Consider the following 24,420-nt stretch of genomic DNA (forward strand, 5'->3'; position numbering starts at 1 on the left):
GTTACAGTGGGATGTTGCCGTGCTTGCGGTCGGGCTGGTCCTTGCGTTTCCCCCGGAGGAGGTCAAGGTCGTCGATGAGCCGCGGGCGGGTTTCCTGGGGTTCGATGACATCGTCGACGAAGCCGCGCTTGGCCGCCGTATAGGGGTTTGCGAAGGCGTCGCGGTACTCGTCGATGAGTTGTTGCCGGCGGGCCTCCACGTCGTCGGCGTCTTCCAGTTCGTCGTCGTAGAGGACGTTCACCGCGCCCTTCGGCCCCATCACGGCGATTTCGGCGGTCGGCCAGGCGTAGTTCATGTCCGCGCCGATGTGCTTCGACGCCATCACGTCGTAGGCCCCGCCGTAGGCTTTCCGCGTGATGACGGTCACCAGTGGGACGGTGGCCTCCGAGTAGGCGTACAGGAGCTTCGCGCCGTGGTTGATGATGGCGTTGCGCTCCTGGTCCTTGCCGGGCATGAACCCGGGCACGTCGACGAACGTGAGAATCGGGATGTTGAACGCGTCACAGAACCGAACAAAGCGAGCGCCCTTCCGCGAGGCATTGATGTCGAGCGTGCCGGCGTTGACTCGCGGCTGGTTGCCAACGACACCGACGCTGTGGCCGTCCATGCGGGCGAACCCGATGACGATATTGCGCGCGAAGTCCTCGGCCACCTCGAAGAAGGAGTCTTCGTCGACGATGCGCCCAACGACATCCGTCATGTCGTAGGGTTTCTGTGGTGCGTCGGGAACAGCCGTCTTCAGTGCCTCGTCCCGCCGTTCAGGGTCGTCCCAGGGTTTGACCCGCGGCGGGTCCTCGACGTTGTTCTGGGGGAGATACGAGAGGAGGTACCGGATGTCGTCCATCGCCTCTTTCTCGTCGGCGGCCGTGAAGTGAGCCACCCCGGACTCGGAGGCGTGGGTCTTCGCGCCGCCGAGTTCGTCGAAGCCGACCTCCTCGCCGGTCACCGTCTCGATGACGTCGGGCCCGGTGATGAACATGTGGCTGGTCTCCTCGACCATGTAGACGAAGTCCGTAATGGACGGGGAGTACACTGCACCGCCGGCACACGGCCCCATGATGGCCGAAATCTGTGGCACGACACCGCTAGCTTGCTGATTGCGGTGGAAGATATCGGCGTAGCCCGCCAGCGAGTCGATCCCTTCCTGAATCCGCGCGCCGGCGGAGTCGTTCAGCCCGATAATGGGTGCGCCCGTTTCGATGGCCTTGTCCATCACCTTACAGACTTTCTGTGCGAACGCCTCGCCCAGCGACCCGCCGAAGACGGTGAAGTCGTGGGCGAAGACGTACACCCGGCGGCCGTCGACTTTGCCGTAGCCGACGACGACGCCGTCTCCCGGTACTTTCTTGTCGGCCATGTCGAAGTTCGTCGAGCGGTGTTCACGGAGCGAGTCGATCTCGACGAAGGTGCCGTCGTCGAGGAAGTAATCGATGCGCTCACGCGCGGTGAGTTTCCCGCGGTCGTGTTGCGCCTCGATTCGTTCCTCGCCACCACCTCGTTCGGCCTCGGCTTTTCGTTCCCGAAGGTCCTCGACACGGTCATCGTGGCTCACGCGATATCACTTCTCCCGGACCGGAGCATATCCGACTCCTTGCGGGCATCCGAGAAAAGCGTTATCAAACTTCACCATTATTTCTCGTATTCGATAACGGAAACCGGCGGAGTTTTGAGCGATGGCCCGTTGCTTTCGCGCGTGAAGAACGTCACGGCCCGCCAGCACAACCCCTTCGGCTTCGACGCACCGTGTGAGCCGTTCGTGCCCGGGTACGGCGACGCCAACGCCCACTTTCACGTCATCGGCGACCATCCGGGTGTCCACGGTGGCGAAACGTCCGGCATCCCCTTTACCGACAGCGCTGCGGGCGAACGCCTCCAGCGGGCGCTTGTCGAGGCCGGACTGCTGGCCGAAGCCGGCACGCCGCCGACCGTCGAAAAGACGTATCTGTCCTATCTGTATATGTGCGGCGGCGAACCGCCGACCGAGTCGGACTACGACGACTTGGAACCGCTGTTCGACACGGAACTCCGGGCCATCACCGCCCACGTTCTCCTACCTGTCGGCGAGCGCGCCACGCGACATGTGTTCGCGAACACGACATCGGAGCCGACCGAGTCCATAGACATGGACGCGCGCCACGCCACGGAGGTCGTCGGGAGCGGCTGGCTCGTCTACCCCATCAAAGAGCCCGCGGAGTGGACCGCTGACGAGGAGGACGCCCTCGTCGACGCGCTGACCGCGCTGCTGGAGACGGACTACCGCCGCGAGGCGGACCTCGGGCGGTTCCTGCCGAACGACGACCCGTATCTGGTCCGGTAGCGGTTCTATTGATTCTTACAGCGGCTCCGACGATCAGAAACAGTGGCTACAGCGCCCACTCGTCCGAGAGCGGTTCCGCGGACGCCCAGTACGCGTCGAACGCCTCGATAGCCCACTCGCGGACGGCCGGCGCGGTCGTATCGATCGACGCCTGTAGAACGCCGTTGTCGTCCCGCAACAGCAGATGGACCACGTCGTCGGCGATCATCACCGCAAGTGGCACACCGTCGGTTCGCACCCGGACTGACGCGTCCGGTTCGGCACGCAGCGATTCGAGTCGTTTCCGGAGTCGGTCGTCCGCCGCCAGTGCGTCTATCGCGCCGGGCGAGAACACGCCCGAGAACCGCTGTTCGCCGGCGGTGACCCGTTCCTGAACGACTCGAATCGCCTGGTCGTTGAACGCATGGGAGAACGTCCGGACTTCCTCGGCATCTCGAAGCAGGTCGAGCAATCGCTGGACCGGCGCGTTCGGGCGCGTCTGACTTGGAACGGTTATCGTGGCGTCGGCCAGATGTTGCAGGTCGAAGGCCATCGCATCGGTGGGGAGATACTGGACGATGTCGCGCAGCCGCTGCTCGGTTTCGAGGCTACCGAGGAGGTCGGTGAACCCGTTAGCAACGATGCGGCCCGTCGCCGTGGCGACGTACTCGCCCCCTGTTCGGCGAATCCACGACCGCTCTTCGAAGTCAGCGATGATCCGGCCGAGCGTCGCCTGTGACGCGCCGGTTTCGGCCGCCAGTTCCCCGCGTGAGTGTGGCTCCGTGGCCAGAAGCCGCAACACCTCGACCCGGTTTGACGAGAGCGCGAGGAACTCGATCTCTTCGAGCGCCGATTCCATACCGCCACGTTAGGAAGTCCGTCCTAAATCGCTTTCGTAGTATGAAATAATTTCACACCGTGCACATCCGCCACGGGTGTTCGGCCGTTTCGCGTTATGTAATATTTTCTAAACGGGCCTATAAGTATCGATACCGTACTGTAGAGTACGATGATTCAGGTTTCTCCACGCGTTCTCTCTGTCGGCTGTGCAGTCATTTCAGAACCCAAATACGAGGTGGCGGTATGATTTCGCGCCGCACCCTCGCCCTCGCTGCGGTCGCCAGCGTCCTGCTCGGCGGGACCTTCGTCGGCGCGAAGGCCGGCCTGTCGTATCTCCCGCCGCTTCTGTTCGTCGCCCTCCGATTCGACATCGCCGCCGTCGTGCTCCTCGGCTACATCGTCGTGACCCGATCACGGGACGAACTGCTCCCGCGAACCCGTGGCGATGTGCTGGCGATTCTCTCGACGGGGCTATTCGCCCTCGGCCTCGCGAACGCGCTGCTATTCGTGGGCCAGCAGTCCGCCACCAGCGCGGTCGCCGCCATCGTGTTCAGTCTCAACCCGATACTGACGCCGGTGTTCGCCGCTATCCTGCTCTCCGACGAGCGGCTCTCGGCCCGCGGCGGCCTCGGCATGGTTATCGGCCTGCTCGGCGTCGGCCTCGTCGTCAGCCCCGACCCGGCGATGCTCCTGAGCGGCGGCATCGGCAAGCTCGTTCTGTTCGCTGGCGCGACCAGCGCCGCGCTGGGCAGCGTCCTCATCCGGTGGTCCGGCGGCGGCCTGTCAAGTACAGTCCGGACCGCGTGGGCGCTCCCCGTCGCCGCTGCGCTCTGTCACGCGCTGAGCATCGGCATGGGCGAATCGGCGGCCACGGCGGTCTGGTCTCCGACTGCGATAGCGGCCCTGCTGTACGTCGGTATCTTCTCCGGGGCAATCGCCTACATCGCCTACTTCGGCCTGCTCGATGTCACCGGTGCGATCCAGGCTAACCTCATCTTCTACGTGGTCCCCGTCGTGTCGACGCTCGGCGGGTGGGCCGTGCTCGGCGAGGCTATCACCCCGACTGCAGTGGCCGGCTTTCTGACCATCTTCACCGGGTTCGCGGTGCTTGGCAGCGAGTCGGTCGATATCCACGCACTGCTCCCGGGTACCGCCGACGAGGGTGACACTGCCCCCGAGAGTCTCGGGATTGCGGACGAACCGCGCGGGTTCGAATCCGACTGAAATCGGCTAGTAGGGTGTCGTATAGCTGCTGTCTAGTTTAAATCGTTAGTACACTGAGTCCACCAGTCATAGAAATTCAGCAACGCATTCATACCGCCATCATGTGTCTACAATGGTGTGAATTTCAACGAAAACGGACGCATTCGACAGCTCTTGATACCGATTGGCGGATTGGCTCTGGTCATTCAGTCGATAGCGTTTGAATCTACGTTTGAAATCGTAGAAAGTCCCGGTGTTTCCGGGACCCTCAGAGACGTGCTGAGCGGTGGTCTGTTGCTGGTGGCAACGGTCTGCCTCTTCGGTGGCGTGTATCTACGTCTACGCGAAGCGTGACAGAGACACAGCCCTATGGTACAGTCTACTCAGACTCCTGCGGCCGAAAAAATACTACTCTGGAAAAACTGTCTGGACCCGCGTCGGACCACTGCGACTGTTTTTCGCAGCAACCGCACACACTGGGCGGTCACCGCGAACTGCGGAAAAGAAGGTCCGCCGGAAACTGATACCGTACGTCGGTTATATCGGCGGGATGATCGCCGGGTCCTCGGCGAGGAACAGCGTCTGCAGGCCGAGCGCCAGCGTCAGGATGACGCCGAGGATGACCACCGTTCGGACCATCCAGAGCCAGGTCGGGCCGAACGCCCGGAGCCCACCCGTTCCCTGTCGGAGCTCGGCAACTGCGCTGGAGGAGAGCACCCAGCCGACAAACACCAGAACGAGCAGCACCGACAGCGGGAGGAACAGCTTGTACGCGAGCGTGTCGAACCAGCCGAACCACGCCAGGTCCCAGGCTGACGGCAGACCCAGAGCGAACAGCCCAACTCCGAGAATTGCCGACAGCTGCACTCGCGAGTACGGCGTGTTGTCGACACCGTAGGAGACTGCAACTTCGAGCAGGCTGATCGCGGAGGAGATCGCGGCGATGAGGACAACGCCGAAGAACACGATACCGAGGAGTCGACCCCCGGGGAGCTGTGGGAACGCCGACGCCATCGCGACGAAGATGGCGGACGGGCCGCTGGTGTCGGGACTGATGTTGATGGCGAAGAGAATCGGGAACACGACGAGACCCGCCAGCACACCGACGAGCGTGTTCGTCACGACGATGATGCCACCATCGACCGGGAGGCTCTCGTCGTCACCGATGTACGAGGAGTAGGTGATCATGGCTGCCATCCCCAGCGAGAGGGTGAAAAACGCCTGTCCAACCGCGAACGGGATCAGGTCGCCGGCGTTCGCCGCCAGCGTGGAGAAGTCCGGCGAGAGGAAGTAGCTGTAGCCAGCGCCTGCTCCCTCGAGTGTGGTGACCCAGGCCGCCATCCCGATCATGAGGATGACGATGCTGGGGACCATCACCTTCGTCGCCTTCTCGATACCGTCCTCGACACCCACTGCGACGATGCCGACACAGATTAGCAGGAACAGCGCCTGCCCGGCGACAGCTTCTGGCCCACTTGAGATAGCGCCGAAGTACTCCGCGGAGTTTCCGAAGTATGCGCCCGTCGCGCTACCGAGGATATACCGCATGACCCACCCGCCGACGACGTTGTAATACGAGAGGATCCAGAATCCCGTAAAGACGCCCAGGCCACCGACGACCCGCCACTGCTTGAACCCGAGTTCTGCGAACGCGTCGACGGCATTACGGTTCGTTCGCCGACCGATGATGAACTCCGCCAGCATTGCCGGGAAGCCGATGAGCAACACGGCGGCGAGGTAAAAGACGAGGAACACTGCGCCGCCGTTTGTCGCGGTCTTGAACGGGAACTGCCAGATGTTTCCGAGACCGACTGCGCTACCGATCGCTGCGAGAAGGAACCCGAGCCGTGAGGCCCACGTTTCTCTGTCACTCATTGTGATGCGGCATATTCTTTTGGGGTATAAAAACCACCGTGATTCCGGTTCGCAATACCATCCGATAGTATGACCAGTCTGACATCATTTGCGACGGCGAACAGCAGCAGCCGAGAGGTCCACACTGACACCTCCTTGCTGGTCATTTCTCGACAGCGTGGATATGTGACTTCGAATCTACCTATATGACCACGTCCAGAATCTGTACCTCAAATAATCAAAAACAAGTCCACGGTGAAAATTGTTGGGTTTGATTCATGTTCGCCGCGTACTGTGGAACGTAGGGACCGAACCCCCGGTTCTCGGACAACAGACATGGACTATTCAGATACAGAGCGGATTGTTGATGAATCGCTCGAGTTCCCAGCGACGCATACGGCTGTGATTGAACAGATCGGTGCCATTGAAATAACGTCTCCCTCCGGTAACTCGGTGACTATTCAGGAGACGTTAGACCCGGTCGAAGAGGAGAGTTATCTGACCGCGGATGCGCTTTACACCTCGATTATCGGCAATCTCGACGAGACATTCATTGGACGCAAGTACTATGATGATCGCGGGGGGATTGCAATCGGAACTGAGATCAGAGACGAATCTACCGTCTCCTTCTGACGATTGCTCCCGCTCATCCAGACCCCCGGTCGTCGTTCTGGACACGATATCGGTGGGTGACCAGGCAATCGCACCGATACCCTAAATAGTCAAACGTGAGTGGAGTGGTTCGTGCTGTCGGTGGAAGACGCTGTCCGACGGTCTAGCTAACAGTATCAGACCTCGCCGTACACCGGCACCGCTGCGCCGCTGGTCACGGTGGCGGCGTCCGAACAGAGGAACAACATCACGTCCGCGATGTCTTTCGGGTCGACCCACGTTTCGAAGTCGGAGTCGGGCATCATCTCGCGGTTCATCGGGGTGTCGATGACGCTCGGCATCACGGCGTTGGCTCGCACGGCCCCGAGGTTCTCCGCCGCGATGGTCTCGGTCAGGAGTCGGACACCGGCTTTCGATGCGCGGTAGATACCGTCGCCGTCACCGCCCTCCAGTGACGACCGCGCGGAAACTGAGACGATTGCGCCCTTGGTCTCCCGCAAGTGTGGAACCGCGTGTTTCGACGCCAGAAACATCGTCTTCAGGTTCACGTCGAACAGGAAGTCGAACGTGTCCACGTCCGTCTCGTGGATCGGTGTGCCACCCCGCCACGTTCCGGCGATGTTCAGCAAGTAGTCCAGTCGCCCGTGTTCGTCGACGACTGCGTCGACAGTCTCGGCGACAGCCTCCTCGTCGCTGAAGTCTGCCTGGTAGAAATCCACGCTGTCGGGATCGGACAACAGGAAGTCCTCGGTATTCGGTTCGATGATGTCGCTTCCACAGACGGTCGTCCCGGCTTCGAGGAACGCGTTTGCGACCGCGCTGCCCAGCGCCCCGCCGACACCCGTAACCAGTGCTATCTCACCGCCGAAATCAAATTCGACTGACATACATCTGTCAACGGATAGCAAGGGGATAAATGCCAATCCCCGGAAACGCGAGGACCGGGCCGGTAAACCGACGACGGGGTCCGCAGTAGCCGGTCTACGGCATGACGACGAGTTTGCCGAGGAAGCTGTCGTTCAGTACGTCGTTGTGAGCGGCCGGGACGTCGTCGAGGTCGTACCGGCGGGCGACGACCGGCGTTAGGTCGTCGTCGGCCATGAGCGTCGCCAGTCGGGAAAGCACCGCGCCGAACTCCGGTGTGTTGAACATCGAGACGTGGTGAACGCTGAGGGCTTTGGCCCGGCAGCGCGGGACGTTCTCGAACGTCGCCGCGAGGTCGGTGTTCCCGATAGCGGCGATTCGAGCGCCCTGGGCGGCCACCTCGGCATCGAATGCGAGATAGTCGTCGAGCCGGTGGTCGAGAATCACGTCCGGCGCGCCGGCGTTGACCACCGCGTCAGCGAGGTCATCACGGCTGTAGTCGAACACGTCGTCCGCGCCGAGGTCGGCTAGCTGGTTGTGGTAGGCCGGTGAGGCCGTCGTCGTGACCTGCGCCCCGTTCGCCGCAGCCAACTGGACTGCAACGTGGCCCACACCGCCGCTGCCGCCGTGAATCAGCGCCCGCTCGGCCGGTTCCAGCGAGCAGGCGTCGACGAGCGTCTGCCAGGCGGTGACGCCGACGAGCGCGACGGCCGCCCCCGCCTCGGCGGACACCCCGTCGGGGAGCCGCGCCAGATGCGATTCGGGAACAGTGACGTACTCCGCGCAGGTCCCCTGGAGCCAGTTCCCCAGCCCGGTCGCGAACGCCCGGTCGCCCTCGGTGACGGTGGCCACGCGCTCGCCGGTCGCGGCGACGGTCCCGGCACAGTCGGAGCCGGGTATCCAGGGCAGTTCGCCCGGCTCGTAGTCGCCGGCCCGGAAGTACGTATCGACCGGATTGATCGCCGCTGCCTCGACTTCGAGCAGGACCTCCTCCGGACCTGGTGTGGGTCGTTCGATGTCGTCGACGCGGAGCACGTCCGTCCCGCCGTATTCGTGGAATCGTACAGCACGCATTGGGGTATGCGTCAGGTGGTATCGGGAAAACCTTTCCCCACGGACTGAGCGGCCCCGAATACGCTTCTCAACATATCGCGGTACGTTGAGTGACAGCGCCGACAGCGAACGAGTTGGGTCAGGACTCATATCGGCGACTGCGGATGATATTATCAGAAAAACACAACTAACCAACGTTAGCCGTACCGGGGCTATGAATTTCCACAGTGGCCACAGCGTTTATCATCGGTGAAAATTGCGCACCAACGCTTTATTAGCACGTTTGCGTAGCACTGGATGATGGAATCAGATAGGGACTCGCCGCTCCCGAGTTTTATTGCTGGCAGTTACGCTGCTAGACTCGGGTTGGCGCTTTCATTCGCGATAATTGTTATTATCGCCGCCGGGGTCCTGACAAGCGTGCAGGCGTCCGCCACTCTCGAGGAAGACGTTGCGGACGACATCACGGCGCTGTCAGAGACGCAGGCCGCACAGTTGGACGAATGGTTGACGACATCGCAGCGGGATGTCCGATCAACGTCGCGACTCCCCGTGTTCACTGACGGGACGAACACGGAGAAACAGCAACGACTGGAGGAGTTACGGTCCAACGAGGAACTCCCGCCCGGTGTCGTCGCAGTGCACTACTTCGACACCGAGACAAACGAGATCCGTGCCAGTTCGAATCAGGACTTCATCGGGGTCAACGCTGCCGAGCAGGGGGCACCGTTCGCTACGGACCCGCCACAGTTCGACGGTCCCGACGACACGCATGTGACGGAGCCGTTCTCCGTCTCGGTCGTCGACCATCCGATAGTGGCCGTCGTTTCGCCGGTCCCCGGTGACGAAGACAGAGCGCTCGTGTATATGATCGACCTCCGGGAGAAGGCCGACCAGATATCGAACCAGCGCGATGGGTCGTTTACCACGGTCGTCAACACTGACGGCGAGTTCGTCTCCCACCCCAACACCTCGATGATCGGGTCGACAGCACCGATCTCGGAGATGGAGTCGAACCCGCTGGGGACGCTCGAACCCGGCGAGAGCGCCTTCCACGAAACGGACAGTATGCTGATGGGACTGAACCGACTCGAATCACAGGACTGGGTCGTTATGGTCCACGCTGATCGCCAGAACGCGTACGCCCTGAGCGACCAGATCAACTCCGACCTCATCGGGCTCATTTTGCTTGCCGTCGTCAACCTCGGACTCATCGGAGTCACGATCGGCGGAAACACGATCGCTTCGCTGCGACGGCTTTCGGTGAAGGCCGAAGCGATGGCCGAGGGGGAACTCGACGTCGACCTCAGCACGTCACGCGAGGACGAGTTCGGAACGCTGTACGCCGCCTTCGACAATATGCGGGCGAACCTCCGGATGCAGATATCCGAAGCCGAAACCGCACGGCAGGAAGCCGAGGAGGCCAAAGAGCAGGCACAGACGGCCCGTGAGGACGTCGAATCCGAACGCAACGAGATGGAGGCGCTGACCGGCCACCTCGAACTCAAGGCACAGCAGTACAGCGACGCGCTCGCCGCCGCCGCTAACGGTGACCTCACCGCACGGGTAGATACGGACAGTATGAACGAGGCGATGGCGGAGGTCGGCGAGGACATCAACACGACGCTGGATGCGCTCGAAGACACCATTGCCGACATGAAGGCGTTCGCGGCCAACGTCATCCAGTCCAGCGACCGCGTCAACTCGAACGCGGAGCGGGTCGACCAGGCCAGCAAGCAAGTGTCGAAGTCGATAAACGAGATCTTCGAGGGGACGACAGAGCAAAACGAGGGGCTCGAATCGGCGGCCGCCGAGATGCAGAACCTCTCGGCGACCGCCCAGCAGGTCGCCTCCTCGGCCCAGCAGGTCGCGACCACCTCCCAGTCGGCCGCCGAAGTCGGTGAGGACGGCCGCGAAGCCGCCCAGGAGGCCATCGCGGAAATGAGCGCCATCGAGGACGAGACCGGCGAGACCGTCGAAGAGATCAACGCGCTCGACGACGAACTCGACGAGATCGGCGAGATCGTCGGCGTCATCACGAGCATCGTCGAGCAGACGAACATGCTCGCACTGAACGCCTCCATCGAGGCCGCCCACGCTGACGGTGACGGCGAAGGGTTCGCCGTCGTCGCGGACGAGATCAAGGGCCTCGCAGAGGAGACCAAAGAGGCCGCCGCCGACATCGAGCAGCGCATTGCGGGCATCCAAGAGCAGGCCGGCGACACGGTCGAGACGATGGAGTCGACCAGTAACCGGATTACTGAAGGCGTCTCGACGGTCGAGGAGACCGTCGACGCGCTGGAGACCATCGTCGAGTACACGGAAGAGGTCGACACCGGCATCCAGGAGATCGACCGGGCGACCGAGGAACAGGCCCGGACCGCACAGGACGTGATGGGTACCATCGACGACCTGACGACGATCAGTCAGCAGACGGCGACGGAGGCAGATACTGTGGCTGGCGCGGCACAGGACCAGTCCGCGTCCATCGACGAAGTGTCGGACTCCGCGACGGAACTCAGGCAGCGGGCTGACGACCTCGAATCGCTACTGGACCGCTTTACCGTCGAAAGCTCGGCCGGGACGGACACCGACAGCACGGCTGTGGTGGGGGACGACTAACAATGGCAACCATAACGACCTGGTTCACGCTGGGACTACTGGGTGAACTGCTCGGGACGGCCGTGCTGGCATACGGCTACACGCTCGTCCCCGAAGAGACGCGGAAGCGCTACCTCCTGTTGATAGCGATTCCCGGTATCGCCATCGTCGCCTACGCCCTGATGGCGCTCGGCTTCGGAGCGATGCAGAGCCAGGGCCACACGGTGTACGTGATCCGTTACGTTGACTGGCTGTTGACGACGCCGCTCAACGTCTGGTTCCTGGCGCTCCTTGCCGGTGCAAGCCGGGAGGACACGGTGAAACTCGTCGTCCTGCAGGCGTTGACTATCGTCTTCGGGTTCGCCGGCGCGGTCACGCCATCGCCGGTCAGCTACGTGCTGTTCGCGGTCGGCGCGGCGCTGTTCGGCGGCGTCATCTATCTCCTCTACGGGAACATTGCGGCGGCTGCGAAGTCGACCCTGTCCGACATAGAGATCAGCCTGTACCGCACGCTCCGGAACTTCGTCGTCGTCCTCTGGATGGTGTATCCGGTCGTGTGGCTGCTCGGTGCGGCAGGAGTGGGCCTCATGGACGTCGAGACTGCGACACTCGTGATCGTGTACCTCGACGTGGTCACGAAAGTCGGCTTCGGCGTCATTGCCTTGCTGGCAATGATGGACCTCGGCTCAGTCGGCGAGAGTGCCGAGGAGCCGACGGCGGTTGCAGGGGACTAGCGAGGGGCGCGAACGAAGCGAGGGGCGCGAACAGAGTGAGCGGCCCTCGTTGTCGCGAGCGGGGAGGAACGATCCGCGAGCAGTGAGCGGCCCTCGTTGTTGCGAGCGGCGACGGAAGGAGCCGTGAGCACTGAGTCGCCCTCGAAAATGCGAGCGGGGAGAGCGACCCGCAAGCACTGGGTCGGCCTCGTTGACGCGGTCGGCGGCGGAAAACCCGCGAGCGGTCCCGACTTTGCGAGAAACTCACGGCACGTCGTTGTGTCGCCTCAGCAGTGCCGGTCTTTCAGGACCGGTCCTCATTGACGCCACCAGACGGTTCTGCTTCGTCAGTCGCGTCGGTTGCCTCGGTCTCGTCTACGCTATCGAGTGCCTCCGGAAGCTGGTTCTCAATCAGCCAGAACGTCAACCGGTAGACGCCGTAGCCGAGCAGGACGAACAGCACTAAGTCGATGAGATACAGTTCGACGAACTCGAGGAGCGAGATTTCGCTGAGCGCGAGGTCACCGGACAGGATAAGAAACTCCAGCGTGGCGACGACGAACAGCGCGGGTGCAAAGAGGATCACGAGTCCGATAACGAGAATTGCGAGCCGTTTCTGTGCGGGCGAGACAGGCATACCTACGGTATTGGCGTCCAGACAGATAGTTCTGCACGCCTACCCAGCCAGTACCGGGCGGCTACGTTACACGACAGCTGTCAGCGCAGCGAATAAACGGCGACCAGAGAACGACGCTACTGCACAACAGGGAACGCGCCCGGTCAGTGGATGCCCATCGCTTCGATCTGCTCCTGATACCGGTTGCGGATGGTGACCTCTGTCACCTGGGCCACGTCGGCGACCTCGCGCTGGGTCTTCTTTTCGTTACAGAGCAGCGAGGCGGCGTAGATGGCCGCGGCGGCGTAGCCGGTGGGTGATTTCCCCGAGAGCAGGCCCTGCTCGGCGGTGGTGTCGATGATCTCGTTGGCCTTGGACTGGACTTCCTCGGAGAGTTCCAGTTCGGAGGCAAAGCGGGGCACGTACTGCTTGGGGTCGACCGGCTCCATCTTCAGTTCGAGTTCCTGGGCGACGTACCGATACGTCCGCCCGATCTCCTTCTGCTCGACCCGGGAGACGTCCGAGACCTCCTCCAGGCTCCGTGGGATACCTTCCTGTCGACAGGCCGCGTACAGACAGGCCGTGGCGACGCCCTCGATGGAGCGACCGCGGATGAGGTCCTCGTTGAGCGCGCGTCGGTAGATGACCGACGCGACCTCTCGAACCGACCGTGGCACACCGAGCGCGCTGGCCATGCGGTCGATCTCCGACAGCGCGAACTGCAGGTTCCGCTCGCCGGCGTCTTTGGTTCGGATGCGTTCCTGCCACTTCCGGAGGCGGTGCATCTGGCTCCGCTTCTCCGAGGAGAGCGACCGACCGTAGGCGTCCTTGTCCTTCCAGTCGATCTGTGTGGTCAGCCCCTTGTCGTGCATCGTCTGGGTCGTGGGGGCTCCGACGCGTGACTTGGACTGGCGTTCGGAGTGATTGAACGCCCGCCACTCCGGCCCGCGGTCGATGTTCTCGTCCTCGATGACGAGGCCACAGTCCTCGCAGACGAGTTCACCACCGCCGTCGCTAGATATGGACTCCGACTCACACTCGGGGCAGGTCTGCTGGCCCGTGCTCTCGGACTCCTCCTCGCGTTCCTCCTGGTCAGAATCCCGCTGGCGCGTCGGCCGTTCCATGTGTTCTTTTACGGAGAAAAGCCAATCACGTATAAATGTTTGGGCGAGACCAACAGTTTTGCCTGATCTGGATGCTGGCCGCGGATGCTAGCTGGAATAATCATGTTAAATTTAGCTAGAACTGTCTATGTTTCGAACGAGCGGTGGGTGTAACCGGCTGACACACCCGGTTCACACTCCGCGATGATGCTGGAGCGCGGACGGATCGGTAGCAGTCGACCGGCATATCGCGCTCTTTTAGTCCGGGACTCTCCCACTCTGACGTATGAGCAAGGTCAATATCGGGCTTCGTGGCTGGCGCTTCGACGAGGACGTACTCGGGCCGGACGGACGGGTCCGGCCGCTCAAGACGATGGAACCGGAAACCCGCCAGCGGCTGCTGGTGCTCGCAGAGCGGGTCGTCGACCCCTGTGACGCCTGCTGGCTGATTCACGGCGACGAAGACATCGAGCAGTGCAACGTCGCGGATGCTATTTACGGGGAGCCGATGGGCGAGGTGGTTGTCTGTTCGGACCACGAGACGGATTTCATCTACTGGTTCCGCGAGGAGGGCGGCGAGGCCCACGCTGGAGAGACGGACCTGGCCTCGGCCTTCCACGAGTGGTTCCTCGACGGGAACCGCGCCCCCGAGGGATATGTCGGCCTCGAACACGTCGAGGAGGACCCGACAGCGCTGCCGGAGGCCCCCGACAGGGACGAAGCGATTCCGGGACTCGAAGAGGAAGTCGAGCAGATGGACGAGGAAGACCTCGACACAATTGATATGGACCTGAGCGACCTGGACGTATGATTTCGGTCGCCGTCGTCGACGCGGAGACGCCGGGCAACGTCGGCACCATCGCCCGCTCGATGAAGAACTTCGGCCTGTCGGAACTGCTGCTCGTCGACCCGCCGGAGCTGGACCCCGACGGCGAAGCGTACGGCTTCGCCGGACAGGCCCGCGACGACATCCTCCCGAACGCCCGGACGGTAACGTTCGACGAGATCGTCGAGAACTACCACACCGTCGCCTGCACGGCGACGACGAACGAGGACCCCGCCAACCACGTCCGGTATCCGGCGACGACGCCGGCCGACCTTGCCGACTCGCTTCAGGATGTCGAGGGCGACATCTGCGTCGTCTTCGGCCGCGAACGGGTCGGGCTCTCGAACGACGAACTCGCACGGCTGGACGTCGTCTGCTCTATCCCGGCCAGCGCGTCGTACCCGGTGTTGAACCTCGGTCAGGCGGCCACCATCGTGCTCTACGAACTCCGCGAGCTAACTGTCGACGAGACCCAGCACCCCGAACAGCTGCACACGCTCGCCGCGACGCCGGCCGTCGAGGGGCTACACGAGGAGTTCGACCGCTTCCTCGGCGCTATCGGTCACCCCGAAGAGAAACAGCACAAGGCCCGGCGGCTGTTCCGCCGGGTGCTCGGGCGTGCACAACCCACTGGCCGGGAGACGAAGACCCTTCGCGGCCTGTTCCGGCAGGCCCGACAGCGAATCGAGCGTGCCGAAGACGACTGAGGGTCAGTCGAGCTTTTCAGACCCAGTGTCGGAGTCGAACAGCGCGCCGATGACGGCGTCGTGAGCCTTCCGCAGACGGTAGTGTAAGGTCGGCGCGGAGATGTCGAGTGTCTCAGCCAGTTCCTCGGCGGAACTCCCTCGCGGCCAGTCGTAGTAGCCGCGTGCGTAGCCAGTCTTGAGTGCGGCGGCCTGTTTCGGCGTCAGCCGGTCGCGTATCCGCGTCTGGAAATCCGTGGCCGTCGAGACTGGCTGGTCGACGTACTGCTTGCTCCGCAGTTCTGTCCCGGGCGCGATCTCTTGAATCGCCTCGACGACGGCGCGGACGTTGATGTCCGGTGCCATCTCCGCTGTGAACCGCAGGTCGCCGTCCGCTGCGACGGCCCGCCGCACGGCCCCGCCGTAATCTGCGAGCGTGTCGAGCGGCGATGCGGATATCTCGTCGAGCGCGACTTCGAGCAGGGGCGCTCGGTTCTCCGCCGCCGTTTCCACGACGGTACAGGACTCGACCGAGGGCGTCTCAGTGAGCGCCTGACACACCCGGTCAGTGTCCACACCGCTGATGCGAACGTAGTGGAGGCAGTTCCCGGAACTGGTCGGGACGCGCCGTTCGAGCGTAAACGAACAGTCGAGCATCGCTGAGAGGCCGGCGAAGGCGTCATCGGAGTCCGGCGTCAGGAATTCGAGTTCGACCGTTGTCGCCGCCAGCAGTGACTGCTGACTGTGGACTCGCTGGATAGAAAGCGCGATAAGTCGCCCTAGATCGGCCAGGATACTCGACTCACGACAGCCAATCGTGGCTTCTGTCGATGCATACACCATCAGGACGCCGTACGTGGTCTCGCCAGTTGTCAGGGGAACAGCCGCGACGGAGCAGCGGTCTGCGAGTAGTGGGCGGTCCATCCCGGTGTCCGAGGGCGTCGACACGTCGGTGATATCCTCGACGACCTGTACCTCGCCGGTGTCGATGGCATCGATGGCGAGACTGTGCTCGCCGGGCGAAATATGCTCCGGCGTTGCCGTGTCGATCCCAGCGGCGGCACTCAGTGTTATCCTCGTGGCACTCCCGCGGCTCCCGGCCCACACGGCCTGGTACAGGTCCGATTCAGTGAGATGCGTACACACTGCCGATTCGATTTCCTCACGCGTCTGTGTGTCCTGTAGCGCCTTCGCGATCTCTCTGCCCAGCACGTTGAGCCGCTGTGTCTGTTCGAGTTCGTCACGCTGTCGTTCGAGTTCGGCCTGTCGGTCTTTGTGCGCAGTGATGTCTCGGGCGACGAAAATGACGGTATCGAGGTCGTACGTGCGGCTTTCCAGCGGCGCGACCCGCGCCTCGAACCACCGCTTGCCACCGGGAAGCTGCAGTTTGTACTCCACAGATTGGAACGACCCGGTCCGCAGGGCTGCACGAACGGTCGCCAGTAGCGAATCAGCGGTGTCGTGGGGAAGAAACTCGTGTAGCGTCTGACCGACAAGCGTGTCCGTATCGTCGACCGTCACCATCGTCTCGGGATCTGTCGGACAGTCGAGAAATCGCCCTTCCGCATCAATGATGAAACTGGGGTCTGGGAGGGCAGTATTCAACGCGCTTCGCTGTTCCGTGTGGCGCTGTCGTTCGAGTTCGTACCCTGCCCAGTCCGAGAGCAACCGGACGAACGTCAGATCCCACTGCGTGAACACTGTCTCGCGTGGTTCCAGCCCGTAGAAGCAGAACGTCCCGTACACGGCCCCGTCGACGACGACGGGCGCGCCGATGTAGTTCGCGATTCCCCACTCCGGGTCAGCGAGGTCCGGCGCGTCCGCAGCAACGTCACTGATCGCGAGCGGTTCGCGGTGTTCGACGACGTGTCTGCAGTTCGGGAGGTCCTCGATGCTGGTCGTGCTGCCGGCTTCGAGGTCGGCAGTCGCCGGTGCAGCGACTGCCTCGAACACGTACTCGTCACCGTGGACCCGGGAGAGCGTCCCAAACGACGTATCGAGCGTCTCACAGCCGAGTTCTAGCAGCGCGTCGAGTTGTTCTGTGAATGTCCGGTTCGCGTCGGTACAGATATCGTAGGCCGCTTCGAGCACTGACTCCCGTTGCTTGCGGGCCGTGATGTCGATATGTGCGATGGACGCATACGTCTCCCCGTCGATAGTGAACGGGGCGGCGTACAACCGGAACCACCGTTGCGATGACGGGGCGTGACATGGATATTCAAGTTCGAACGTGGGTTGTTCGCCAGCGAGGACGGTTCTGATCCCGTCGGCTGCCTGTTGCCCGGTCGCGTCGTCAGCCATGTCAGCGACGTCGAAGTAGTTCACGCCCAGCGTATTCGGTGTCAGCTCTGTTCCGTTTGCCCGGCCGAACTCGCTCCACGTCTCGTTCGTCGAGAGGATCACCCCGGACTCGTCTACGATCGCAAACATGAGTGGTAGTGTATCCATGGCTGGCTCGTACAGGGCTGGGATATCATGGCCATCCATGACACTTGTGACCATGAGTCAAGTGTGGCGGCGAGCTACTTAACGCCCGGTGTCTAGTTAGAATAGTAATATTTTCTCGGGGAACACGTCTGTGGTGAATACTATGCAGAAATCGAACTCCAGAGCTCTATTCGGGCTGATTTGAACACAAACTTGGCAAAACAACTACCAGATATTCACATACTAACCAATTACCGATTGACCCAGATATATCACCCATGAATCCGATTCGTCCCGATTTATTCTAGGGGCCTAGAGAGAGTGCTTAGGACAGTTACCGCTGTATCGAGGCACAGGATACTCAACATCTCACTATGGATTCCACTGCCAATCCGGTTCGCGTCGAACTGTTCGTCCGGTCCCTCTGTCCGGGAGATGCAACGCAACAACAGAACTACCTGATTGACCGGTTACAGGCTCTCGAGGACGCGGGCTATATCGAGGATCTGTCGATATTAATCTGGGGGCGCCGGATCGAACCGCGGCTCGCACAGCGGACTGCGGAGGGACGACACCTGTTGGAGCGGCTTTCCATGTTCGAACAGTGGGAGCGCGACGCCGATGCCTCGCTTGCCGCCTTCGACTGGGAGCACCCGCTGACGAACATGGTTTCTGACGAATCGGTCAGCGTGATCACGCTGCCGACGCTTGCCCTCGCCGAATACGTTGATGATGACCTCACGCACGTCGCCCCCTGTACGCGGGATGGAACGGTCCACCGCGTCACCGACCGTGTCAACCGTCTCGCGGATGCCGCAGACCTAGCCGACAAACTCGAGCACGAGCGTACCGTGGTACAATAGCGTTCGAACCGCCCCAAACCTGCCACGATAGCTGTCCCCATCCAGCACCATACCAATCAAAATGAATACGAAACAAACTGAGATCCCCGACTCGCTTCCGCTGGACGACCGACTGTCGCTCCTGTCGTCGCACTACCGGCGGTACCTCCTGTACGGGCTTTCACAGTACACGACGCCGGTTTCACTAGCCGTACTCACGGATACGGTGACCGAATTCGAACACGGGACACCGGCCGAACAGCACCGCGACGAGCGACTCAAGATTTACACGGCCCTCTATCACAACCACCTTCCGCGGCTGGTCGATGCCGGTGTCGTCCAGTACAACCAGTCGGAAGATATGGTCGATATCGGGCCGAACGCGCCGGCCCTCGTCCCGCTGCTCGAGTCGACGATCGAACACGACCTGTCCGCGAGCGGTAATGGCCTGTCATCGAACGCCGTCGATATCGACTCTTTACGCCCCGAACGGAGCAATTAAGCCCGCTTCTGTATCTCCGAGCGCAACACGTCGCTAACTGTATCGCCGTCAGCTTTGCCACGGAGTGCGCCCATGCACTCGCCCATCAGCGCCGAGAACGCCCCCATCCCCTCTTCGGCGATCTGGTCCTCGTGGCGCTCGACGACCTCGACAACGGCGTCCCGGACCTCCGACTCGTCGACGCCGCCCAGTCCTTCCTGCTCGACGGCTTCCTGGGCCGTCAGCGACGGCTTCTCTGCGAGGGCTGTCAGGAGGTCCTCGATCCCCTCACGCGGCACGTCTCCGCCATCGACCAGCAGGATTGCGCCCCACAGGTGCTCGTCGGTGAGGTTCCCGACGGGCACGTCGTCGCGGCGGAGTTCGGTCAGCGTCGACTCCAGCGTCCCGGCGGCCAGCGTCGGGTCGACGCCCTCGCCTTCCACAAGCGCCTCGAACAGCGGCCACCGCTGGCCGTAGGCGACCTGTTCGGCGAGGCCGGAGCCGAGGTCGAACTCGCTCTCGTACCGGTCGACCTTCTGGGTGAGTAGCTCCGGAGTCTCGACTTCGGTCACGTCGGGTTCGACCGGTGGCACGTCCGTCTCGGGGTACATCCGGGCCGCGCCGGGGAGCGGTCGGAGGTACCGCGACGTGGCGTCCTCGTTCGCGTCCCGCGTCTCCTCGGGGACGCCTTCGAGCGCGGTCTCGGCCCGTTCGGCAACGGCGTCGATAGCCAGTTCGGCGGTCTCCGGGTCGTCGGCGACGATGGCGACAGCGTCCTCGGGACCTGCGCCGACAGCGTCCCGAAGTGCCTCGACTTCCGCCTCGGTGACGCCGTAGGCCGGGAGTTCGTCGGTGTGGAAGATGCCGCCCGCGCCGTGGCGCTTGGCGTGGTCGGACAGCTCCGTCCCGAGCCGGCGGTCGGGCTGAATCTCGCGGCCGACCAGGCCGTCGAAGCCCGAAAGCAGGAGGCCCTGTACCTCGCCGCCCGAGGAGAGCGCGCCTTCGATGACGCCCGACTCCGTGTCTTCGAACACCCCGGTCACGTCCTGTGGCTCGCCGACGGCGGCGTCGCGTCCGGCGAGTTCGTCGGCGATGTCCAGCAGTTCGACCTGCCGGCGGACCTCGTTGCGGACGAGGTCGTCGATGTCGTCGAGGCTCTGGACGCCCTTCAGTTCGATTCGTGCGCCCTCCTCGATGGAGACGTTCACGTCCTGTCGGATGGTCCCGAGGCCGCGCTTGACCTTCCCGGTCGAACGGAGGAGCATCCCGATTCGCTCGGCGGCCTCGCGGGCCTGCTCGGGCGAACTGATGTCCGGCTTCGTGCCGATTTCGACCAGCGGGATGCCGAGCCGGTCGAGCGAGAACCGGACACCGTCGGCGGTCTCCTCGACGCGCTGGCAGGACTCCTCCTCCAGTAGCATGTCCTCGATACCGACCGGGCCGGCGCTCGTCTCGATGGCCCCGTCGTTAGCGACCAGCATCGACCGCTGGAACCCCGTGGTGTTCGACCCGTCGACGACGATTTTTCGCATGACGTTCACCTGGTCGACGACGGACATATCCAGTAGCTGGGCGATTTCCAGCGTCGTCTCCATCGCCTCGCGGTCGACGCGGTGGGGTGGCTCGTCGTCCTCCTCGACGAGGCAGGTCGTGTCGTAGGCCAGGTACTCGAACTCCCGGTCGACCATGCTCTCCTCTAAGGCCGCCTGGTCGATCTCCCCGAGCTCGCTCTTTGTCGGGTGCAGATAGCGGGTAAAGGAGCGCTCGCTCTCCTCGGGTTCGCGGATCGTCGTCGGACAGTCACAGAACAGCTTCGTCGCGGTGTCGAGTTGCTGGTGGATCTCCAGCCCGGCGACGAGCCCCAGCTCCTCGTAGTCGTACTCGGTCATTGTCGAGGTGTCCGGGACCGGGGGCCAAAAAACGCACCCTTCCCGCGCTCGCCGCCGTGCTTTTGACGCTCTCTCCCTCACTGTCAGTATGCGCTGGCTGTCGACAGCCGCGGTGGCCGTCCTGCTCCTGACAGCCGGCTGTAACGCCTTCGTCGGCGCTGAGGCCGCAAATCAGGGTACCGTCACGCCGGCCCCGGTCCCGACAGCAGCGGAGTCGGACACGGCAACGACGCTGGACTCGCCGCCCGGCGTTACCACGGAGCGCCTCGAAAACGTCGCGCTCCTGTCCGCCGCCCACCGGCAGGCACTCAACGGCACTACCTACACTCTGAACGAACGCTACACCGAGCTCACAATCGGGAACGACAGCAGCTCCGTCCGGCGCACCGAGACTGTCGCCGTCGAATCACCGACGCGGTATCGCGACGAGATGGTCAGAGTGACGACTGACTCGAACGGGACCGTCGAGCGGTACGAGCAGTCGACCTACGCCGACGGCACCAACTGGTACGAACGACGGGACGACGGCACCGTCGAGCGCCAGCGCGGCGAGGTCCGCTTCAGCCGCGACAAGTACGCTTACCGGACGGCGTTCTACCTGAATCGCTACGCCGTGGTCAACCAGAGTTCTACGACCGTCGTCACCAGTGACGGCAGCCAGGCCTACCGGATTCGCGGTTCCGGCGGTGAGATTCCGACTACAGAACGGCTGGAGGAACTCCGAATTGAACTGCTGGTCGAACCCGCGGGCCTCGTCCGCCGATTCAGCTTTTGGTATCGCACCGAAGACCGCATCGTCGAATACAGCTTCTGGTACGAGGACATCGGCGAGACGACGGCGGAGCGGCCGGCGTGGCTCAACGAATCAACGCCGATGAACTGAGTCGGGCCAGCACGCGGCACCGCGCATCCAGCGGCTAGAGACGGTCCGTTTCCGTTCGAACTTCGTCGGTTCCGGACGTGCTCCCGGCCCGGTCGTCGTAGTACTTCCGGCCGATGAAATCGTCGTCGAGGTTCCCGACGAGGGAGTTATACAGCCCCTCTGCGGACTGGTACGTGGCTTCGCTGGTCCGAGCCAGCACCTCACTCATTTCGACGGAGTCGCCGTTCTGGGCGACCAGCTCGACGTCGCCGAGCTGGTGGACGATAGTGGTGTGGTCGGCGGGGAACTCACAGGCCTGGTCGAACAACTGCAACGTTTCCGAGTAACGCATCTGTATCACATACCCCATTTCATAATTAAAAAACATTATGAATTTGGATTGTCCGGTGATCATCCTCGCCGACCAGATCCGGTTGTTGAGGCGAGACCTGATATTTCGATCCACTTGCGCGGGAAAACATATCACACACCGTGACATACGTTTCCATATGACAGTCAGACCGGCAACTCCGGATGATGTGACGGCAATCAACCAGGTTGCGACGGCTGCCTGGGAGACGGATTACCCGTTGCTCACCCAGGAAACAGTCGAAGACGGCGTTGGCGACTGGTATTCGCCCGAGCAGATCGAATCGGAACTGGTCGAATCGCAGACGCTCTTGTTCGTCGCCGAGCGCGAGGGACGCGTTGTCGGGTTCGCACACGCGACGTGGCACGAAACCGACCGCGTGGGGTACATTCTCCGGCTGTACGTCCATCCCGACTACAGGCGCGAGGGCATCGGCCGGACCCTGCTAGAACGGACCTGCGAGGAACTGTTCGAGCACGACATCGACCGGATCAACGCGATGGTCCTTTCGGCGAACGAGCCCGGAGCCGAGTTCTACAATGGGTTCGGGTTCGAGTTCGCCGACGAGAGCGAAACCGAAATCGGCGGCGAGCGCTACCCCGAGAGCCGCTACGTCCTTGCGGACGAGTCGCGGGTCTAGAAGCATCAGCCGTGGTGGCCCAATGCTGTTTCCCGCGGTGACGGCTGTCCGTCGGCACAGAACCGACCAGAAAACAGAGACACAACAGGGGACACTGCTGTTCGCGGCTCCCGCTGTCGTCGCTCGCATTTCCGAAGGCTTCGCTCAGCCTTCGCTACTCCATCACGGCTCCTCACGTCGCCGTTCCGGTACGAGGGCCGCTCACTCCGTTCGCGCCCCTCGCTACTCGTCGCCGAGGATACCACGCTTCGTCATCTTCTCGGGGTCGAGCACGTCGTCGACCTCGTCCTCGTCGAGGTAGCCCTCTTCGAGGACCACCTCGCGGATGGTCTTCTCCTCGGCGAGCGCCTTCTTCGCGACCTTGCTCGCCTTGTCGTAGCCGATGGCGGGGTTGAGCGCCGTCGCCAGCGCCATGCTCTGCTCGACGCGTTCGGCGCAGTGCTCGGCGTCGGCCTCCAGTTTGGCGACGAACTTCTCGCCGAACACCGCGCTGCTGTTGGCGATGAGTTTGGCCGACTGCAGGAAGTTCGAGGCCAGCACGGGCTTGTAGAGGTTCAGGTCGATCTGGCCCTCGGCAGCGCCGGCCGAGACGGCGGCGTCGTTGCCGACGACCTGCTTGTGGACCTGATTGACCGCCTCGGCGACGACGGGGTTGATCTTCCCGGGCATGATCGAGGAGCCGGGCTGGTTCTCCGGCTGGTCGATCTCTCCGAGGCCGTTGCGGGGCCCGGACGCAAGCAGTCGGAGGTCGTTTGCGATCTTGTTCAGCGAGCCGGCGACCGTCCGGAGCGCACCGTGGGCCTCGGACATCGCGTCGTGGGCGGCCTGGGCCTCGAAGTGGTTGTCGGCCTCGCGGAACTCCAGGCCGGTTTCCTCGCTGATGTACGCCGCCGCTTTCGCCGGGAACTCGGGATGAGTGTTCAGGCCGGTCCCGACCGCGGTTCCGCCGAGGGCGAGTTCGGCGAGGCGACCGTGCGTGTCCTGCACCCGGGAGATTCCCTTCTCGACCTGCGTGCGGTAGCCGCCGAACTCCTGGCCCAGCGTCACCGGGGTCGCGTCCTGGAGGTGGGTTCGACCGGTCTTGACGACGTTCTCGAACTCGTCTTCCTTGGCTTCGAGTTCGTCGCGAAGCGTCTTCAGGCCGGGAATCACGTCCTTCTCGACGGCCTCCAGCGAGGCGACGTGCATCGCCGTCGGAATCACGTCGTTGCTGGACTGACCGAAGTTGACGTGGTCGTTCGGGTGGATCTCGCGGGTCCCGATGTCACCGCCGTACAGCTCCGTGGCGCGGTTGGAGATGACCTCGTTGGCGTTCATGTTCGAGGACGTGCCTGACCCGGTCTGGAACACGTCGACGGGGAACTGGTCGTCGTGTTCGCCAGCGATGACCTCGTCGGCGGCCTCGACGATACAGTCCGCCTTATCTTCCGGTATCGTTCCGAGGTCGCGGTTCGCCTGCGCGGCCGCCTTCTTGACCACGCCGAGCGCTCGGATGAACCGCCGCCCGAAAGTCACGTCGCTGATCGGGAAGTTCTCGACGGCGCGTTGCGTCTGTGCGCCCCAGTACGCGTCGGCTGGCACCTGCATTTCACCCAGACTGTCCTGCTCTGTCCGGTACTCGTCGGTCATACGTCCGGGGGGTGGT

The 24,420-nt window shown here is 62.9% G+C and carries 22 protein-coding genes; 11 read left to right on the plus strand and 11 right to left on the minus strand.

What is annotated here, in order from left to right; genetic code table 11:
* Position 1: 1 nt before the first annotated feature.
* A complete protein-coding gene (locus HAH_RS03740) occupies positions 2–1,552 on the minus strand; it encodes an acyl-CoA carboxylase subunit beta (RefSeq protein WP_014039710.1) in 1,551 nt (516 codons plus the stop codon).
* 141 nt (positions 1,553–1,693) lie between these two features.
* Between HAH_RS03740 and HAH_RS03745 the strand changes: the two genes are divergently transcribed.
* The gene (locus HAH_RS03745; RefSeq protein WP_014039711.1) at positions 1,694–2,317 is read left to right on the plus strand and encodes a uracil-DNA glycosylase family protein; all 624 of its coding nucleotides are present in this window, start codon (positions 1,694–1,696) and stop codon (positions 2,315–2,317) included.
* A gap of 46 nt (positions 2,318–2,363) precedes the next feature.
* On the opposite strand, the gene HAH_RS03750 is transcribed toward HAH_RS03745, so the two are convergent.
* A complete protein-coding gene (locus HAH_RS03750; protein ID WP_014039712.1) occupies positions 2,364–3,155 on the minus strand; it encodes a helix-turn-helix transcriptional regulator in 792 nt (263 codons plus the stop codon).
* A 224-nt stretch (positions 3,156–3,379) separates the two neighbouring features.
* Here HAH_RS03750 and HAH_RS03755 point away from each other — a divergent pair, with 224 nt between their 5' ends.
* Positions 3,380–4,360: a DMT family transporter gene (locus HAH_RS03755; RefSeq protein WP_014039713.1), complete on the plus strand. Its 981-nt coding sequence runs from the start codon at positions 3,380–3,382 to the stop codon at positions 4,358–4,360.
* Positions 4,361–4,876: 516 nt separating this feature from the next.
* Here HAH_RS03755 and HAH_RS03765 read toward each other — a convergent pair.
* A complete protein-coding gene (locus tag HAH_RS03765; protein WP_014039714.1) occupies positions 4,877–6,214 on the minus strand; it encodes a sodium-dependent transporter in 1,338 nt (445 codons plus the stop codon).
* Between the two features lie 315 nt (positions 6,215–6,529).
* Between HAH_RS03765 and HAH_RS03770 the strand changes: the two genes are divergently transcribed.
* Positions 6,530–6,826 (plus strand): DUF5789 family protein, encoded by a 297-nt coding sequence (locus HAH_RS03770; RefSeq protein ID WP_008310451.1) that lies wholly within the window; start codon positions 6,530–6,532, stop codon positions 6,824–6,826.
* 155 nt (positions 6,827–6,981) lie between these two features.
* Here HAH_RS03770 and HAH_RS03775 read toward each other — a convergent pair whose 3' ends face one another.
* Both HAH_RS03775 and HAH_RS03780 read right to left on the minus strand, forming a co-directional pair.
* On the minus strand, positions 6,982–7,692 hold the full coding sequence (locus HAH_RS03775) for an SDR family oxidoreductase (protein ID WP_014039715.1): 711 nt from the start codon (positions 7,690–7,692) through the stop codon (positions 6,982–6,984).
* A 94-nt stretch (positions 7,693–7,786) separates the two neighbouring features.
* Positions 7,787–8,743: an NADPH:quinone reductase gene (locus HAH_RS03780; protein WP_014039716.1), complete on the minus strand. Its 957-nt coding sequence runs from the start codon at positions 8,741–8,743 to the stop codon at positions 7,787–7,789.
* Positions 8,744–9,142: 399 nt separating this feature from the next.
* Here HAH_RS03780 and HAH_RS03785 point away from each other — a divergent pair, with 399 nt between their 5' ends.
* Entirely contained in the window at positions 9,143–11,344 is a 2,202-nt protein-coding gene (locus HAH_RS03785) for a methyl-accepting chemotaxis protein (RefSeq protein ID WP_044951712.1), read from the plus strand.
* A 2-nt stretch (positions 11,345–11,346) separates the two neighbouring features.
* The gene (gene sop2 / locus HAH_RS03790) at positions 11,347–12,057 is read left to right on the plus strand and encodes a sensory rhodopsin II (protein WP_014039718.1); all 711 of its coding nucleotides are present in this window, start codon (positions 11,347–11,349) and stop codon (positions 12,055–12,057) included.
* A gap of 283 nt (positions 12,058–12,340) precedes the next feature.
* Here sop2 and HAH_RS03795 read toward each other — a convergent pair whose 3' ends face one another.
* Positions 12,341–12,673 (minus strand): hypothetical protein, encoded by a 333-nt coding sequence (locus HAH_RS03795; protein ID WP_014039719.1) that lies wholly within the window; start codon positions 12,671–12,673, stop codon positions 12,341–12,343.
* 143 nt (positions 12,674–12,816) lie between these two features.
* Positions 12,817–13,776, minus strand: coding sequence for a transcription initiation factor IIB (locus tag HAH_RS03800; RefSeq protein ID WP_008310442.1), 960 nt, complete (start codon positions 13,774–13,776; stop codon positions 12,817–12,819).
* Positions 13,777–14,041: 265 nt separating this feature from the next.
* Here HAH_RS03800 and HAH_RS03805 point away from each other — a divergent pair, with 265 nt between their 5' ends.
* Positions 14,042–14,566: a hypothetical protein gene (locus HAH_RS03805; protein WP_014039720.1), complete on the plus strand. Its 525-nt coding sequence runs from the start codon at positions 14,042–14,044 to the stop codon at positions 14,564–14,566.
* Positions 14,563–15,288, plus strand: a complete 726-nt coding sequence (locus HAH_RS03810; RefSeq protein WP_014039721.1) for an RNA methyltransferase — start codon at positions 14,563–14,565, stop codon at positions 15,286–15,288. The genes HAH_RS03805 and HAH_RS03810 overlap by 4 nt, the downstream gene beginning before the upstream one ends.
* Before the next feature lie 3 nt (positions 15,289–15,291).
* On the opposite strand, the gene HAH_RS03815 is transcribed toward HAH_RS03810, so the two are convergent.
* On the minus strand, positions 15,292–17,766 hold the full coding sequence (locus HAH_RS03815; RefSeq protein ID WP_023843152.1) for a bacterio-opsin activator domain-containing protein: 2,475 nt from the start codon (positions 17,764–17,766) through the stop codon (positions 15,292–15,294).
* A gap of 299 nt (positions 17,767–18,065) precedes the next feature.
* Between HAH_RS03815 and HAH_RS03820 the strand changes: the two genes are divergently transcribed.
* Positions 18,066–18,554, plus strand: a complete 489-nt coding sequence (locus tag HAH_RS03820; RefSeq protein ID WP_014039723.1) for an HTH domain-containing protein — start codon at positions 18,066–18,068, stop codon at positions 18,552–18,554.
* Between the two features lie 61 nt (positions 18,555–18,615).
* Positions 18,616–19,035, plus strand: a complete 420-nt coding sequence (locus HAH_RS03825) for a DUF7344 domain-containing protein (RefSeq protein WP_014039724.1) — start codon at positions 18,616–18,618, stop codon at positions 19,033–19,035.
* On the opposite strand, the gene gatE is transcribed toward HAH_RS03825, so the two are convergent.
* Positions 19,032–20,903, minus strand: coding sequence for a Glu-tRNA(Gln) amidotransferase subunit GatE (gatE, locus tag HAH_RS03830; protein WP_014039725.1), 1,872 nt, complete (start codon positions 20,901–20,903; stop codon positions 19,032–19,034). The two genes, HAH_RS03825 and gatE, sit on opposite strands and share 4 nt — an antisense overlap.
* Positions 20,904–20,991: 88 nt before the next feature.
* Between gatE and HAH_RS03835 the strand changes: the two genes are divergently transcribed.
* Positions 20,992–21,786, plus strand: a complete 795-nt coding sequence (locus tag HAH_RS03835; protein ID WP_023843153.1) for a DUF7537 family lipoprotein — start codon at positions 20,992–20,994, stop codon at positions 21,784–21,786.
* Positions 21,787–21,820: 34 nt separating this feature from the next.
* Here the strand turns inward: HAH_RS03835 and HAH_RS03840 are convergent, their stop codons facing one another.
* Positions 21,821–22,117 (minus strand): DUF5789 family protein, encoded by a 297-nt coding sequence (locus tag HAH_RS03840; RefSeq protein ID WP_044951716.1) that lies wholly within the window; start codon positions 22,115–22,117, stop codon positions 21,821–21,823.
* Positions 22,118–22,274: 157 nt separating this feature from the next.
* On the opposite strand from HAH_RS03840, the gene HAH_RS03845 reads away from it, so the two are divergent.
* Entirely contained in the window at positions 22,275–22,775 is a 501-nt protein-coding gene (locus HAH_RS03845) for a GNAT family N-acetyltransferase (RefSeq protein WP_014039728.1), read from the plus strand.
* A 222-nt stretch (positions 22,776–22,997) separates the two neighbouring features.
* On the opposite strand, the gene HAH_RS03850 is transcribed toward HAH_RS03845, so the two are convergent.
* Positions 22,998–24,404: a class II fumarate hydratase gene (locus HAH_RS03850; protein WP_014039729.1), complete on the minus strand. Its 1,407-nt coding sequence runs from the start codon at positions 24,402–24,404 to the stop codon at positions 22,998–23,000.
* Positions 24,405–24,420: the final 16 nt, after the last annotated feature.

The sequence above is a fragment of the Haloarcula hispanica ATCC 33960 genome (assembly GCF_000223905.1).
Classification (GTDB): Archaea; Halobacteriota; Halobacteria; order Halobacteriales; family Haloarculaceae; genus Haloarcula; species Haloarcula hispanica.

What these genes read in the sequence shown, in the direction of transcription:
- HAH_RS03835 (WP_023843153.1), top strand. Translation starts at nt 20,992, where the DNA reads ATGCGCTGGCTGTCGACAGCCGCGGTGGCCGTCCTGCTCCTGACAGCC.
- HAH_RS03770 (WP_008310451.1), top strand. Translation starts at nt 6,530, where the DNA reads ATGGACTATTCAGATACAGAGCGGATTGTTGATGAATCGCTCGAGTTC.
- HAH_RS03825 (WP_014039724.1), top strand. Translation starts at nt 18,616, where the DNA reads ATGAATACGAAACAAACTGAGATCCCCGACTCGCTTCCGCTGGACGAC.
- HAH_RS03750 (WP_014039712.1), bottom strand. Translation starts at nt 3,155, where the DNA reads ATGGAATCGGCGCTCGAAGAGATCGAGTTCCTCGCGCTCTCGTCAAAC.
- HAH_RS03805 (WP_014039720.1), top strand. Translation starts at nt 14,042, where the DNA reads ATGAGCAAGGTCAATATCGGGCTTCGTGGCTGGCGCTTCGACGAGGAC.
- HAH_RS03850 (WP_014039729.1), bottom strand. Translation starts at nt 24,404, where the DNA reads ATGACCGACGAGTACCGGACAGAGCAGGACAGTCTGGGTGAAATGCAG.
- HAH_RS03820 (WP_014039723.1), top strand. Translation starts at nt 18,066, where the DNA reads ATGGATTCCACTGCCAATCCGGTTCGCGTCGAACTGTTCGTCCGGTCC.
- HAH_RS03800 (WP_008310442.1), bottom strand. Translation starts at nt 13,776, where the DNA reads ATGGAACGGCCGACGCGCCAGCGGGATTCTGACCAGGAGGAACGCGAG.
- HAH_RS03810 (WP_014039721.1), top strand. Translation starts at nt 14,563, where the DNA reads ATGATTTCGGTCGCCGTCGTCGACGCGGAGACGCCGGGCAACGTCGGC.
- HAH_RS03795 (WP_014039719.1), bottom strand. Translation starts at nt 12,673, where the DNA reads ATGCCTGTCTCGCCCGCACAGAAACGGCTCGCAATTCTCGTTATCGGA.
- sop2 (WP_014039718.1), top strand. Translation starts at nt 11,347, where the DNA reads ATGGCAACCATAACGACCTGGTTCACGCTGGGACTACTGGGTGAACTG.
- HAH_RS03840 (WP_044951716.1), bottom strand. Translation starts at nt 22,117, where the DNA reads ATGCGTTACTCGGAAACGTTGCAGTTGTTCGACCAGGCCTGTGAGTTC.
- HAH_RS03845 (WP_014039728.1), top strand. Translation starts at nt 22,275, where the DNA reads ATGACAGTCAGACCGGCAACTCCGGATGATGTGACGGCAATCAACCAG.
- HAH_RS03765 (WP_014039714.1), bottom strand. Translation starts at nt 6,214, where the DNA reads ATGAGTGACAGAGAAACGTGGGCCTCACGGCTCGGGTTCCTTCTCGCA.
- gatE (WP_014039725.1), bottom strand. Translation starts at nt 20,903, where the DNA reads ATGACCGAGTACGACTACGAGGAGCTGGGGCTCGTCGCCGGGCTGGAG.
- HAH_RS03755 (WP_014039713.1), top strand. Translation starts at nt 3,380, where the DNA reads ATGATTTCGCGCCGCACCCTCGCCCTCGCTGCGGTCGCCAGCGTCCTG.
- HAH_RS03775 (WP_014039715.1), bottom strand. Translation starts at nt 7,692, where the DNA reads ATGTCAGTCGAATTTGATTTCGGCGGTGAGATAGCACTGGTTACGGGT.
- HAH_RS03780 (WP_014039716.1), bottom strand. Translation starts at nt 8,743, where the DNA reads ATGCGTGCTGTACGATTCCACGAATACGGCGGGACGGACGTGCTCCGC.
- HAH_RS03815 (WP_023843152.1), bottom strand. Translation starts at nt 17,766, where the DNA reads ATGGTCACAAGTGTCATGGATGGCCATGATATCCCAGCCCTGTACGAG.